The following is a 14,621-nucleotide window of genomic DNA, read 5'->3' as shown; positions in this document are numbered from 1 at the left end:
TAATGATGGCAGAGAGGTCACACCCGTTCCCATACCGAACACGGAAGTTAAGCTCTCTAGCGCCGATGGTAGTTGGGACCTTGTCCCTGTGAGAGTAGGACGTTGCCAGGCTAATATTATTCCGCAGTAGCTCAGTGGTAGAGCTATCGGCTGTTAACCGATCGGTCGTAGGTTCGAGTCCTACCTGCGGAGCCATTATGCTTCCATAGCTCAGCTGGTAGAGCACTTCCATGGTAAGGAAGAGGTCACCGGTTCAAGCCCGGTTGGAAGCTTGGGAATAGGTTTAAAACTTTTTTGGCCCGTTGGTCAAGTGGTTAAGACACCGCCCTTTCACGGCGGTAACACGGGTTCGAATCCCGTACGGGTCACCACTTTTGGAGGATTAGCTCAGCTGGGAGAGCACCTGCCTTACAAGCAGGGGGTCGGCGGTTCGATCCCGTCATCCTCCACCATATATATTTTAAATGTCGGAGGGGTAGCGAAGTGGCTAAACGCGGCGGACTGTAAATCCGCTCCTTCGGGTTCGGCAGTTCGAATCTGCCCCCCTCCACCATTTTCTTTAAAATAACCTGAGAGGGTTTATTTTTTTGAAAAGATAACCATACTAGTAAATATTAATGGGCTATAGCCAAGCGGTAAGGCAACGGACTTTGACTCCGTCATGCGCTGGTTCGAATCCAGCTAGCCCAGCCATTTACGAGCCATTAGCTCAGTTGGTAGAGCATCTGACTTTTAATCAGAGGGTCGAAGGTTCGAGTCCTTCATGGCTCACCATTTTCGCGGAAGTAGTTCAGTGGTAGAATACAACCTTGCCAAGGTTGGGGTCGCGGGTTCGAATCCCGTCTTCCGCTTAATTACTAAGGGGCCTTAGCTCAGCTGGGAGAGCGCCTGCCTTGCACGCAGGAGGTCAGCGGTTCGATCCCGCTAGGCTCCATCTAATAGAGAAAGCTTACATCATATGATGTAAGCTTTTTTTGTGTTTAAAAAGACAACTTTCATACTTGTCATTTAAAATGGAGAAAACGTGAAAATAAAGGATGGGGATAATTATGAAAGTTGTTATTGCATCTGATTCATATAAAGAAAGCTTAACAGCTATAGAAGTATGTGAAGCTATTGAAAGAGGTTTTGGAGCAATTTTTCCTAAAGCAGAGTACGTAAAAATACCGATTGGAGATGGAGGGGAAGGAACGGTCGATTCCCTTGTTGATGCTACAAGCGGGAGGATTATATCATTTCATGTGACAGGACCGCTTAGAGAGAGCGTACAAGCCTTTTACGGTATGTCTAAAGATAAAAAGACAGCGTTTATTGAAATGGCAGCAGCATCAGGCTTACAACACGTTCCGGCTAAAAAGCGAAACCCACTTATTACGACGACGAAAGGAACAGGAGAACTTATACTACATGCGCTAGACGAAGGAGCTGAGCGTATCATTTTAGGACTTGGAGGAAGTGCTACAAATGATGGAGGAGCGGGTATGTTGTCAGCTTTAGGAGTCAGGTTTATAAATGGAAAAGGAGAAGTAATAGAGCCATCTGGTGGAACGTTACATTCGATTGTCTCTATTGATTTTTCACAAATGGATTCACGCTTAAAGCATATAAAGATAGAAGCAGCATGTGATGTAGATAATCCGTTAGTTGGAATAAGGGGAGCATCTTTCGTATTTGGGCCACAAAAGGGTGCGGATGAAGAGATGATGAAAGAGCTGGATGAGAATTTAAAGCATTATGCGCATATCCTTAAACAATACCTATTTTGCGACGTATCTAAAATACCTGGTGCAGGAGCTGCAGGCGGTATGGGAGCAGCTGTTATTGCAGTGCTAAAGGGAAACTTGCGGAGAGGAATTGAAATTGTATTAGATTATACAAATTTTGATAAGCATATAGAAGGTGCAGATTTAATTATAACTGGCGAAGGGAGAATAGATGAACAAACAGCATATGGAAAGGCCCCAGTAGGTGTTGCGGAGCGTGCAAAGCGTTTTCATATTCCTGTCATTGCGATTGGGGGATCAGTATCTCCGAATTATTCGGCTGTTCATGCAAAAGGAATAGATGCAGTATTTAGTATTACAACAAGTCCGATGACATTAGAGGAGGCATATAAAGTAGCAGAAGAGAATATTGAAATGACAGCAAAAAATATTGCAGCAGTGTGGAAAATAGCATCAGAAAAACACTTCTAAATGCGGAGTGTTTTTTATTATTATCTAATAATAATGATAGTAGTTGCTTCATTAAGTTAACTTTATACAGGGAATAGTCTTAAAATTTGGATTTCGAAGCGGATATAAGTGAATACTTTGTATATCCATACAGAAAAATGTCGAGTTGAGTCAGACTATATAAAAGATTTAAAATATTTAGTGAAGGCACAAAAGGGGGATACTATCTATGAAAAAAGAAATCTCAGTTATTGGAGTTCCAATGGATTTAGGACAGATGCGTCGTGGAGTTGATATGGGACCGAGCGCAATCCGTTATGCAGGTGTAATTGAAAGAATTGAAGAAATTGGATATGACGTTAAAGATATGGGAGATATATGTATAGAGAGAGAAAAAGAAGTAGATGTAAATACAAGCTTAAGAAACCTTACACAAGTTGCAACTGTATGTAACGAATTAGCAAGTAAGGTGGATCATATTATAGAAGAAGGGCGTTTTCCACTTGTATTAGGTGGCGATCATAGTATCGCTATTGGTACATTAGCTGGTGTTGCGAAACATTATAAAAACCTAGGTGTTATTTGGTATGATGCACATGGCGATTTAAATACAGAAGAAACTTCACCATCTGGAAATATTCACGGTATGTCACTTGCAGCAAGTTTAGGGTATGGACATCCCACGCTTGTAGATTTATACGGGGCATATCCAAAGGTGAAAAAAGAGAATGTTGTAATTATCGGTGCACGTGCATTAGATGAAGGAGAAAAAGACTTTATTCGAAATGAAGGTATTAAAGTATTTTCAATGCACGAGATTGATCGTATGGGTATGACGGCTGTTATGGAAGAAACAATCGCGTATTTATCTCATACTGATGGTGTGCATTTATCATTAGATTTAGATGGTCTTGATCCTCATGATGCACCAGGAGTTGGAACACCTGTAATTGGTGGCTTATCTTATCGTGAAAGTCATTTAGCAATGGAGATGTTAGCGGAAGCTGATATTGTTACATCTGCCGAGTTTGTTGAGGTAAATACGATTTTAGATGAGCGAAATAGAACGGCAACAACAGCGGTTGCTTTAATGGGTTCTTTATTCGGTGAAAAACTAAAATAAATGTAAGAAAAGCAACTGAGAAGTTGCTTTTTTTATTTGAAAATAGGCGTATAATAATGATTTATATTATACTGTACGATAAGAATGTTTGACATCTTACCAATTTAGACTAAAGGGGGTTGTTTGTAATTGTCGTTTGTTTCATGTATGGTATAATTAACTAGTTGTTGGAAATACATACAGATAGAGCATAAAACAATATTTCAATATATGGATAGAATTGCTCGTAAGTAGGAGGAAGGGTTAGCATGCCTTTTGAAGATACGACCATTTTGAAATATCTTAGTACGGCATTAGATATTGCCGTTGTATGGTTTATTATATATAAGCTAATTCTCATAATCCGAGGGACGAAAGCTGTTCAACTTTTAAAAGGGATTACAGTTATTATTGTCGTTCGGATGATCAGTATTTTCCTTGAATTGCGAACGCTATATTGGCTAACTGAACAAGTATTAACGTGGGGATTTTTAGCCGTTATTATTATTTTCCAGCCAGAATTGCGAAGAGCGCTTGAACAGCTAGGACGCGGAAGTTTATTTTCGCGTACTGGAACTCATGAGGATGATGAGCCTGAAATGGTTGCAACAGCGATAGCGAAAGCAACGGAATATATGGGAAAACGTAGAATTGGTGCATTAATTACCTTGTCAAAAGAGACCGGTATGGGTGATTATGTAGAAACGGGTATTCCGCTAAATGCAAACGTATCATCGGAATTACTCATTAATATTTTCATTCCAAACACACCTCTTCACGATGGAGCAGTAATTATGCAAGGAAGTACCATTAAAGCAGCAGCTTGCTATCTTCCGTTATCAGAAAGTCCATTTATCTCTAAGGAGTTAGGAACTAGGCATCGCGCTGCAATGGGAGTTAGTGAAGTTACTGATAGTATTACAGTAGTTGTGTCGGAAGAAACAGGCCAAATTTCTTTAACGAAAAATGGTAAGTTGCATCGTGATTTGAAGACAGAACAACTGAAAGATATGTTGTTAGCTGAATTTAGTGCGAACGAAAAAACGACTTCTTCGTCTTTATGGAATTGGAGGAGAAAGCGTCATGGATAAGTTAATGGAGAATCATTGGTTTTTAAAGGGGATCTCATTACTATTGGCGTGTATGCTTTTTATGTCAGCGACTTTAACTGAAAAAAATACGACATCGGGGATACTACCTTTTGCAAATGATGCGAAAGAAACATTAACTAATTATGCTATTAACGTTAAGTATGATGAAGAGAAATATATTGTAAGTGGTATTCCGGCAGAGGGCGTTAAGGTGAAGTTAGAGGGTCCAAAAGCAGCAGTTGCTACGGCAAAAGCGAAAAAACAATTTGATATACCAGTTGATTTGAGAGGTAGCGAAAAAGGAACTTATGAAGTTTCTTTGAAAACGAACGGACTTCCAGATGATGTGAAAGGAACAGTTCAGCCATCAACAATTAAAATTACTCTTCATGAAAAAGCGAGAAAATATGTTCATGTAGACTTGAAATTATCAAATGAGGATCAGATGTCGGCTGGTGCTACACTCGAAAAATCAAACATTAAACCTGATACGGTTGAGGTAGTTGGGACGAAAGAAGAAATTGAAAGTATTTCATCTGCTAAGGCGTATGTTGATTTAAAAGGTGTTAATAAAACTGTTACAAAAACACCCGAAGTGACATTATATAATAAAGAAGGCAAACGTTTAAATGTAAGAACAAGTCCATCTAAAATTAGTGTAACGTTGAATGTGGCGACGCAAGCTACGGCCAATAATACTGAAAAAACTGTTCCTATAACATATGCGAAAAAGGGGAGTTTACCGGAAGGATTGGCCGTTACAAATATTAGCGTTGAGCCAAGAGAAGTAACGATAGCAGGTCCAAAAGATATATTGGATAATATACAATCGATAGAGGGGGTCGAAGTAGATCTTAGTCAATTGACAGAGTCTACAACATTCGATACCTCTGTTTTATTACCAAAGGGTGTCACAAGTGCGAAGCCAAATCAAGTGAAGGTTTCAGTAGGCGTACAAAAAACAAAACAAACGAAAACAAGAACGATTGATGGTATATCAATTCAAAAAAATGGACTTTCTAAAGACGTTACGGCCCAGTTACTTTCGCCGCAAGATGGGAAGATAAGCGTTGATATTTCAGGAGAAACAAGTATAGTAGATAAAATAACAGCTGCTCAAATAACAGCAGTGATTAATCTACAAACTGTGTCTCCTGGGACGAAGGATGTTGCTATTCAAGTGAGTGGCCCTGGTAATATTTCAATAGAGCCAAAACAAAAAAGTGCTAAAGTCACAATTGTGAAGAAAGAAAATCCAGATAAAGAAGTACAGGGTAACGGTGAACAACCAAATTCAAATAATAATAAAGATAATCAAACTGAAAAACCAAAAAATCCTGAACCTGAACCTAAGCCTGATCCAGAAAAGGAAAAGGAGAAGGAACCGGAACAAAATAAAGATAAAGAAACTAGCCAAGAGCCAACAGTAGATAATCAAAAAGAGCCAGAAAAAGGAGCGAATCATAATGGGTAAATATTTTGGTACAGATGGAGTACGCGGGGTTGCGAATCAGGAGTTAACACCTGAATTAGCGTTCAAAATTGGACGTTTTGGTGGTTATGTATTAACAAAAGATACAGACCGTCCAAAAGTAATTATCGGCCGTGATACACGTATATCAGGACATATGTTAGAAGGAGCTTTAGTAGCAGGTCTATTATCAACTGGAGCAGAAGTAATGCGTCTTGGTGTTATTTCTACACCAGGTGTTGCTTATTTAACAAAAGCGTTAGATGCACAAGCTGGTGTTATGATTTCTGCATCTCATAATCCAGTACAAGATAATGGAATTAAATTCTTCGGTTCAGACGGTTTTAAATTAACAGATGAGCAAGAAGCAGAAATCGAAGCTTTATTAGACAAAGAAGTGGATGAATTACCACGTCCAACAGGTACGAACCTTGGACAAGTGAGTGATTATTTTGAAGGTGGACAAAAGTATTTACAATACATTAAACAAACTGTAGAGGAAGATTTCTCTGGTTTACATATCGTTTTAGATTGTGCGCATGGTGCTACGTCTTCTTTAGCTCCGTACTTATTTGCTGATTTAGAAGCTGATATTTCAACAATGGGAACTTCACCAAACGGTATGAACATTAACGATGGAGTAGGTTCTACACATCCAGAAGTATTAGCTGAATTAGTAAAAGAAAAAGGTGCTGATATCGGTCTTGCTTTCGATGGTGATGGTGACCGTTTAATCGCTGTAGATGAAAAAGGAAACATCGTTGATGGCGATCAAATTATGTTTATTTGTGCAAAGTACATGAAAGAAACTGGTCAACTAAAGCACAATACAGTTGTTTCAACAGTTATGAGTAACTTAGGTTTCTACAAAGCACTTGAAGCTAACGGTATTACAAGTGATAAAACAGCAGTTGGTGACCGTTACGTAATGGAAGAGATGAAGCGCGGGGGATATAATCTGGGCGGAGAACAATCAGGTCACATTATCTTACTTGATTACATTACAACTGGTGATGGAATGTTAAGTGCACTTCAACTTGTAAACATTATGAAAATGACGAAAAAGCCATTATCTGAGCTTGCAGGAGAAATGACAAAATTCCCGCAATTACTAGTAAACGTTCGTGTAACAGATAAAAAACTAGCATTAGAAAACGAAAAAATTAAAGAAATTATTCGTGTTGTAGAGGAAGAAATGAACGGTGATGGCCGCATTCTTGTTCGTCCATCTGGAACAGAACCACTTATTCGTGTAATGGCAGAAGCACCAACACAAGAAGTTTGTGATGCATATGTACATCGCATTGTAGAAGTTGTGAAAGCGGAAGTTGGCGCTGAATAATTTAATAAATTTATTGAAAAAGGAGCACAATAAGTGCTCCTTTTTCATATGTTTTATAGATGGTGAAAAAAATTTCATTGACGGTTGATCCATGTTTGTTATAAGATGGTCTTGTTCTTTTTCTCAAAGGAAAAATTGTAAATTATAGAAGCGCCAGAACTACAAGTAGTGTAGTTGACGAGGTGGGGTTTATCGAGATTTCGGCGGATGGCTCCCGGTTGTTCATCACAACCGCAAGCTTTTACTTAAATCATTAAGGTGACTTAATGGACAAAGGTGAAAGTGTGATGAGAGAAAAGGAACGGATACAAACTAGCTGTATAAGTATATACGGACTTAAACCCAATCGAGAGGAAGGTGAAAGCCGTTACAAGCTTACAGGGCTAGCAATATGTAATCCGTTTTTTAGTATAAATAAAAATGGTATCGGACTATGTCGTTACATGTTCGCAGAGCAGTGTAAGCATTTGTAACGGCGACTAAACATGTGTGGAATCGTAGGATTTATTGGAGAGCAAGATGCAAAGGAAATTTTATTAAAAGGTTTAGAAAAGCTAGAATATCGTGGATATGATTCAGCAGGTATTGCAGTACAAGCAGAGAACGGTGTTGTTGTATACAAAGAAAAAGGCCGTATTGCAAAACTTCGCGAAATCGTAGATGAGAACGTAGCAGCAAGCGTGGGGATCGGTCACACACGCTGGGCTACACATGGTGTTCCGAGCAAAGTAAACGCGCATCCGCATCAAAGTACATCAAAGCGTTTTACACTAGTTCATAACGGTGTAATTGAAAACTATGAGTTAGTGAAGAAGGAATTTTTACAAGATGTAACGTTCGTAAGTGAAACGGATACAGAGGTTATCGTACAGCTTATGGAACAACAAGTGAGCACAGGACTAAGTGTAGAAGAAGCGTTCCGTAATACGCTATCTCTTTTACATGGCTCTTATGCAATCGGATTACTTGATGCTGAAAATCCAAACATGATTTATGTTGCTAAAAACAAAAGCCCGCTATTAGTAGGTGTTGGTGACAACTTTAATGTTGTGGCGAGCGACGCTATGGCGATGTTACAAGTTACAGATCAATTTATTGAATTAATGGATAAAGAAATTGTAATTGTAACGAAAGAAAGTATTACAATTAAAAACTTACAAGGTGAAACGATTGAACGTGCACCGTTTACAGCGGAATTAGACGCAAGTGATATTGAAAAAGGAACATACCCTCATTTCATGCTTAAAGAAATCGATGAGCAACCACTTGTTATCCGTAATATAATTCAAAAGTATCAAGATGAAAATGGCGAGATTGAATTAGATCAAGACATCCGCAATGCGATTTTAGATAGCGATCGTATTTACATCATTGCATGTGGAACAAGTTATCATGCAGGTCTTGTTGGAAAACAATTTATCGAGAAGTTTGCAAAAATGCCAGTTGAAGTGCATGTAGCAAGTGAATTCTCTTATAACATGCCATTATTAACAGAAAGACCATTCTTCATTTATATTTCACAAAGTGGTGAAACAGCTGATAGCCGTGCAGTACTTGTACAAACAAATGAAATGGGTCATAAAGCATTAACAATTACAAACGTACCTGGTTCTACACTTTCTCGTGAAGCGGATTATACACTTCCGTTATACGCGGGACCAGAAATCGCAGTTGCATCAACGAAAGCTTACACAGCACAGCTTGCAGTACTTTCAATTTTAGCTGCAGATATTGCTAAAGCAAAAGGTGAAGTTCTTGGTTTTGACTTAACACACGAACTAGGGCTTGTAGCAAATGCAATGGTACAACTTTGTGATCAAAAAGAAGAAATGGACGCATTAGCAAAACAATTTTTAGCAACAACGCGTAACTGCTTCTTCATCGGACGTAGCGTAGACTTCTACGTAGGATTAGAAGGTGCATTAAAGCTAAAAGAAATCTCTTACATCCAAGCAGAAGGATTTGCTGGAGGAGAGTTAAAACATGGTACAATCGCTTTAATTGAAAATGGTACACCAGTTATCGCACTTGCTACACAAGAGCACGTAAACCTTGGAATTCGTGGTAACGTGAAAGAAGTAGTAGCACGCGGAGCTAACCCATGTATCATCTCAATGAAAGGCTTAGAAATGGAAGGTGACAGCTTCGTATTACCAGCTGTACACGAAGCACTAGCACCGCTAGTAGCAGTTATTCCATTACAACTTATCTCATACTACGCAGCACTTCACCGCGAGTGTGATGTTGATAAGCCACGTAACTTAGCTAAGTCTGTTACGGTTGAGTAGGAGATTGGTAGGTTAATAAATATAGTTATAGCTTTAAAATAAATTTACAAATTTGTCCCCCTTTAGATATTGTATCTAAGGGGGATTTTTGTGTTAAAAAGAACATCTAAAATCGATAGGAGAAAGTCAGGATGCCCGTACGCCACTAAAGTACTACTTTCTTTTATCTGAATTTTTAGTCATAATTTTAAGTATTCGTGAACAATTTCCTTTATTATGAAAAGAAGAGGGGATAGATTACTAGGTATTACAAGGGGGCATATTGATGAAAGTGAGTGAAAAAACATATTTAAGTATAGAAGAGATTATTTCATTACCAACCTTATCAAGTACCAATATAAGCGATGATGGCAAAAATGTAGCATTTGTTAAGAGGACAGCTAACTGGAAAGACAATATATATAGAAATCATGTATGGATATATGAAAAGGATAAAGAGCAGAGTTACCCACTAACAACTGGAGGTATAGATAGTACGCATCCATTATGGTCTCCAGATTCTAAGACTATTGCATACCTTAGTCCGGGTGGTGAAGGGGCTAATACAAATCAGATCTTTGTTAAATCAATAGATGGTTGTAGTGAGGTTCAAATGACTGATGAGGAAGAAGGAATCAGTACATTCAAATGGGATCCTACTGGTAAAGGTTTTTATTATATCACACAGTCAAAAGAATGTGAGGAAATAAAGAAACGTAAGGAGCTATATGGAGATTTTCAACATGTAGGTAAGGAACATCAGAATAATTGTTTATGCTACATTGAAATAGAAAAAGTGATACAAAATGATAAAGAGGAACGAGAGAGTAACGGTGTTTATCAATTAACTGATGGTAAAGATTTTTATATCCATGACTTTGATATTTCAAATGATGGGAAAAAGGTTGTATGTATGGCTACACCAAGTATAAATGATCATATGAATGGTGATCTCTACATATTAGATGTTGAAGCTGGAGAACTACAAAAAATGAATATGAATAAGTTGTTGGGCGGGAGTGTTTGCTTTTCTCCTGAGGGCAGTAAAATGTGCTACGCAGCAAGCATAAGAGAGAAGGAGTATTATAGAAACCATATACAAGAGAGTACATTAGAGATATATGATATGAATACTGGAGAGGTAATTCAGCCCTTAACAAACTTTGATAGTACGGTTATGCCATTACAGTGGACAGCTAAAGGAATTTTAATTAGATGGCAGGATAAAACGAATTATCGTATTGGATTACTAGCTGAAGATAGCACTATGGAAGTATTAAGTGACAACGTAGATGGTTTTATAATGGATGCCTCTATAACAAAGGATGGAAATCATATAACCTATAATAAGGCTATAACAAATGAGACCTTTGAAATCTATTTGGATGATAAAAAAATAACGAATGAAAATAGCTTTTTCGACGGGAAGCTTAAAAGTAACAGGGAAATCATCTCGTGGAAAAATAGTGATGGTCTTGAAATAGAGGGTATTTTATCAATCCCAGTAGAGTTTGACGCAAATAAAAAATATCCTTTATTAGTAGTAATTCATGGAGGTCCGGCTTGGGCATCCTTCCCGATATTTTCAGACTGCTTCAATGAGAAATATCCAATTGAACAGTTTGTTGAAAAAGGCTTTATCGTTTTAGAGCCAAACTATAGAGGAAGTTCTGGTTACGGTAATGAGTTTTTAAAAGCAAACTATAGAAAACAAGGAATTGCTGATTATGATGACGTTATATCTGGAGTGGATGCACTAGTTGAAAAAGGGATTGTACATAAAGATAGAGTAGGAGCTATGGGATGGAGCAACGGAGGATATATATCAGCTTTCTGTTCGACATTTAGCAGCAGATTTAAAGCTATTTCAGTTGGAGGCGGAATTACGAACTGGAGTACCCATTATGTAAATACTGATATCCCTTACTTTATTAGCATGTATTTAGGAAATACTCCATGGAACGACCCGGAGATCTATACGAAGACATCACCAATGACGTATATTAAATCAGCTTGTACGCCTACGTTAATTCAACATGGGGAAAAGGATGTAAGAATTCCAATTACAAATGCATATGAGCTACATCAAGGATTAAAGGATATGGAAGTTGATACAGAATTAATGATATTTAAAGGAATGGCATATAGTTCTAATCAGCCAGGAATGAATGTAGCCATTATGAATCAGAACTTGATGTGGTTTTCCCACTATATTCTTGGGGAAAGTATGGAGGGATTTCGTAATATATAATGGATATTCGTACAGGGATTTTTCGTTGTGTAATCGGGTCAGATTGTTGTAAACTGTATGCAAACCATTATGATTATAAGGAAACGTAATTCGGAGGACTAATATGACAGCGAATAAAAATGAGTTATCTGTAGAACAACGTGAAGAACTATTAAAAGTATTACAAGCTCGTTTTGAGAAAAACATGAACCGCCATGAAGGTCTTGAATGGGCTAAAGTTGAAGCAAAGATAGAAGCTAATGCTGAAAAATTATGGTCACTTAATGAAATGGAAGTAACAGGCGGTGAGCCGGATGTTGTTGGTTATGATGAAGAGAAGGACGAGTATACTTTCTATGATTGTTCAAAGGAGAGTCCTAAAGGTCGTAGAAGCCTTTGTTATGATCTTGAAGCGTTAGAAGCAAGAAAAAAACATAAACCGGAAAATAACGTTATTGATGTGGCAACTGCTATGGGTATTGAACTATTAACAGAAGAACAATATCGACAGTTGCAACAACTTGGGGAGTTCGATATGAAATCATCAAGCTGGGTACAAACGCCTTCAGATATTAGAGAGCTTGGTGGAGCTCTATTTTGCGATTATCGCTTTGGACACGTTTTTGTGTACCACAATGGAGCAGATTCATACTATGCTGCTAGAGGATTTCGTGGTTCGTTAAGAGTTTAAATTTGGAGTAAGTAAGAAAAGAGCCTATACTCAGGCTCTTTTTCTTATTTATATTTTAAGAGTAAACCGTTACTACGCAGTTTTACTTAATTTATATGTTCCGTGGTTGTTTTTATGGAAAAGTTTTGGGAAAACATAGCCATCTAATCCAATGCGTCCAGCATTCTGTCCTGCAACTAAAATGAACATAGTCAAAATGAGTAGGTTTGGATTTACACTAACAGTTCCGCTTAATAAAAATGAAAGGTTCATTATGATTCCGAAAAATGCAGCTGTTTTTGTTAATCCGCCTAAAATCAAACCTAGACCTACTAAAATTTCTCCCCATTGAACTAAAAAGCTAAATAGGTCTGCGTTTGGAAGAACAAAATGTTGAAGAAAATCTGCCCACCAACTTTGTACTGCAGGGTGGTCACCTGATGCTTGAGCGATAGCACCCTTTAGAAAACCACTTGCGTCAAAAGATTGTCCAAAGACTTTGCCTATTCCAGCAGCGAGCCATGTATACCCTATGTAAAGTCGTAAAAATAATAATATGAAAGTAGCACGTTTATCAGTTCTTAAAAAATTGATAACCATTGAAATCCCTCCAATATTGTATTTACAAGTTTATTATTTATCCATTGTGAAAAAATTCACAATGGATAAAGTGTGAACAAAAGTAGTGTTTTTTATGAAAATAAAGAAGGCATATAACAATCATATGTTATATGCCTTCTCTACTTTATTTAGGTAATTCAAATTTAGCTTTTTTACCTTGTGAAATATCTTTAGCTTCTTTATTTCTCATAGGTCCTAACTCAATTTCAAAGCTTTTGTCTTTCCAAATCTTTTCATACTGCTCTTGGTCTAAAATAAATACTTGCAGTAACTCTCCAGATGTTCCCGTTTTGACTGCAGCGTTATAGTCGTAATTTAGTAGCATACCTTCATTAATCGTATATTGTGTACCATCATTCACTCTCAATGTAGAGCTTATAGGAGATAGTGAAACGTCTTGAGTATCTTTGTTATCAAGCTTGAATTTCACTGTTAATAGAACAATACCATTTTTGAAATTTGCAAAGCGTGGTGCTTCGACGGAATTTGGTGTGAATTGAGTAAATTGGTATCCGTCTAATGTAACATGAACAGCACCTAATTCTTGGCTGTTATTAATACTTGATTTCTCTTTTAACATTTTTTTATCGCCCATGTTATTAGCCGTAGCTTTATCTTGGTAGAAAGTTTTATCTGTTGCAACCTTTTCAGCACCTTGTTTGTTTAAACTCAATGAAAAGCTTCCAGGGCTTCCAATTGGAGCATCGAATTTTCCTTTATTAGCCTGTGCAGTTGGGACTGTGACTGAGACTGTTGAGAGACTTGAAATTTTTTCTAGATCATCTTTTCCGAATGGATACGCGATATAACCAGAAATAGTTTCTCCTGCTTTTACTAAGTAATCATTCGTTGGAGCAAGCTTAGTTGGTAGCTGATCTTCTTTTGGAATTAAGTCTTTATAGTTACTATATACTTTCTGCGCACCAGTAAATGACATGTCCAATGCTGGCATATAATAAATATCTTTAGCTGAACTATTTTTTACGCTATAGTTCACAAGAATAACTCCGCCCTCCGTTTGACGGTTAAATGGAATGTTAAAGTCTGTATGGAATCCATTTAATTCAACTAATGTATAACTATTCATTGATACTGAAACATCTTCAGCTTTATGGACTTGTGGTTCCTTATTTTCAAAAAGAACTTTTGTTTTACCACCTGTTTCTTTTTCCATATAGGAAATCAGCTTAGAGTAGTCGTTTGAGCCAGTAGCTGTATTTTCAGGCTTTTTATCTTCAGTTTTTTTATCTTCGGATTTTTTTTCAGCAGATTTACTTTCTTTCGTTGTATCCGTTTTGCTTTCTTTTGTTGCATTCTCTTTTTGTTCTTTATTTGTCGTATCGCTTTGACCACAGCCGGTTATTACAAAAGCTGCTACGATTATTGCAGAAAATAAAGAAAGTAATTTTTTTGACATGTTTCTTCCCCCTATTTGTTTAAAACTAAACTCTCACATTAGCCCCACGTTTTATTATAAGAAGGTTAGTAAATATTTGCCAGTGTTTTTTTCTAATTATTTCCATTATTTAAATATTATAATATAATAAATTTGATAAAAGTTTGGAATGGAGTATTAGTTTTTATTTTTTATCATTTGAAATATTACATCATATTGTTATGATAGAAATAGAGATATATGAAAAGGAGACAAGG

At 37.3% G+C, this 14,621-nt stretch carries 11 protein-coding genes, 9 tRNA genes and 1 rRNA gene; 19 read left to right on the top strand and 2 right to left on the bottom strand.

All coding sequences use genetic code 11. The features are described from left to right. The 19 genes from rrf to ACTFRS_RS26890 form a co-directional block, all read left to right on the top strand. Window positions 1-111: ribosomal RNA gene (gene rrf, locus ACTFRS_RS26980) — 5S ribosomal RNA — on the top strand; the annotation flags it as partial. A gap of 9 nt (window positions 112-120) precedes the next feature. After that, a tRNA-Asn gene (locus ACTFRS_RS26975) sits at window positions 121-195 on the top strand. Between the two features lie 4 nt (window positions 196-199). Then, a tRNA-Thr gene (locus ACTFRS_RS26970) sits at window positions 200-272 on the top strand. A 24-nt stretch (window positions 273-296) separates the two neighbouring features. After that, window positions 297-371: transfer RNA gene (locus ACTFRS_RS26965), tRNA-Glu, on the top strand. 5 nt (window positions 372-376) lie between these two features. Beyond that, window positions 377-452: transfer RNA gene (locus ACTFRS_RS26960), tRNA-Val, on the top strand. A 17-nt stretch (window positions 453-469) separates the two neighbouring features. Then, window positions 470-553 (top strand) — tRNA-Tyr (locus tag ACTFRS_RS26955). Between the two features lie 65 nt (window positions 554-618). After that, window positions 619-693 (top strand) — tRNA-Gln (locus tag ACTFRS_RS26950). A 5-nt stretch (window positions 694-698) separates the two neighbouring features. Beyond that, window positions 699-774 (top strand) — tRNA-Lys (locus ACTFRS_RS26945). A 5-nt stretch (window positions 775-779) separates the two neighbouring features. Next, window positions 780-851: transfer RNA gene (locus ACTFRS_RS26940), tRNA-Gly, on the top strand. Between the two features lie 10 nt (window positions 852-861). After that, a tRNA-Ala gene (locus ACTFRS_RS26935) sits at window positions 862-934 on the top strand. Window positions 935-1,049: 115 nt separating this feature from the next. Next, window positions 1,050-2,195 carry a glycerate kinase gene (locus ACTFRS_RS26930; protein ID WP_139869585.1) on the top strand — a complete coding sequence of 382 codons (1,146 nt, stop codon included), beginning with the start codon at window positions 1,050-1,052 and terminating at the stop codon, window positions 2,193-2,195. A 208-nt stretch (window positions 2,196-2,403) separates the two neighbouring features. Continuing rightward, on the top strand, window positions 2,404-3,297 hold the full coding sequence (rocF, locus tag ACTFRS_RS26925) for an arginase (protein WP_000711569.1): 894 nt from the start codon (window positions 2,404-2,406) through the stop codon (window positions 3,295-3,297). Between the two features lie 248 nt (window positions 3,298-3,545). Further along, the gene (cdaA, locus tag ACTFRS_RS26920; protein ID WP_001115700.1) at window positions 3,546-4,367 is read left to right on the top strand and encodes a diadenylate cyclase CdaA; all 822 of its coding nucleotides are present in this window, start codon (window positions 3,546-3,548) and stop codon (window positions 4,365-4,367) included. Then, window positions 4,360-5,841, top strand: a complete 1,482-nt coding sequence (locus ACTFRS_RS26915) for a CdaR family protein (RefSeq protein WP_139869586.1) — start codon at window positions 4,360-4,362, stop codon at window positions 5,839-5,841. Before cdaA ends, ACTFRS_RS26915 begins: the two co-directional genes overlap by 8 nt. Beyond that, window positions 5,834-7,180: a phosphoglucosamine mutase gene (gene glmM / locus ACTFRS_RS26910; protein ID WP_440025735.1), complete on the top strand. Its 1,347-nt coding sequence runs from the start codon at window positions 5,834-5,836 to the stop codon at window positions 7,178-7,180. Before ACTFRS_RS26915 ends, glmM begins: the two co-directional genes overlap by 8 nt. 287 nt (window positions 7,181-7,467) lie before the next feature. After that, complete coding sequence (locus ACTFRS_RS26905; RefSeq protein ID WP_001208183.1) at window positions 7,468-7,653, top strand: hypothetical protein; 186 nt, start codon at window positions 7,468-7,470, stop codon at window positions 7,651-7,653. Window positions 7,654-7,665: 12 nt separating this feature from the next. Continuing rightward, window positions 7,666-9,468, top strand: coding sequence for a glutamine--fructose-6-phosphate transaminase (isomerizing) (gene glmS, locus ACTFRS_RS26900; protein WP_139869587.1), 1,803 nt, complete (start codon window positions 7,666-7,668; stop codon window positions 9,466-9,468). A 265-nt stretch (window positions 9,469-9,733) separates the two neighbouring features. Further along, a complete protein-coding gene (locus tag ACTFRS_RS26895) occupies window positions 9,734-11,698 on the top strand; it encodes a prolyl oligopeptidase family serine peptidase (RefSeq protein WP_440025733.1) in 1,965 nt (654 codons plus the stop codon). Between the two features lie 103 nt (window positions 11,699-11,801). Continuing rightward, window positions 11,802-12,368 (top strand): DUF4256 domain-containing protein, encoded by a 567-nt coding sequence (locus ACTFRS_RS26890; protein WP_139869589.1) that lies wholly within the window; start codon window positions 11,802-11,804, stop codon window positions 12,366-12,368. A gap of 72 nt (window positions 12,369-12,440) precedes the next feature. Here ACTFRS_RS26890 and ACTFRS_RS26885 read toward each other — a convergent pair whose 3' ends face one another. After that, window positions 12,441-12,947, bottom strand: coding sequence for a DoxX family protein (locus tag ACTFRS_RS26885; protein ID WP_318161231.1), 507 nt, complete (start codon window positions 12,945-12,947; stop codon window positions 12,441-12,443). 145 nt (window positions 12,948-13,092) lie between these two features. After that, window positions 13,093-14,385 (bottom strand): DUF5068 domain-containing protein, encoded by a 1,293-nt coding sequence (locus ACTFRS_RS26880; protein WP_139869591.1) that lies wholly within the window; start codon window positions 14,383-14,385, stop codon window positions 13,093-13,095. Between the last annotated feature and the right edge of the window lie 236 nt (window positions 14,386-14,621).

Source organism: Bacillus cereus group sp. MYBK139-1, from assembly GCF_051916915.1.
Lineage (GTDB): Bacteria > Bacillota > Bacilli > Bacillales > Bacillaceae_G > Bacillus_A > Bacillus_A pacificus.
This window is presented reverse-complemented; position numbering and strand designations above follow the sequence as displayed.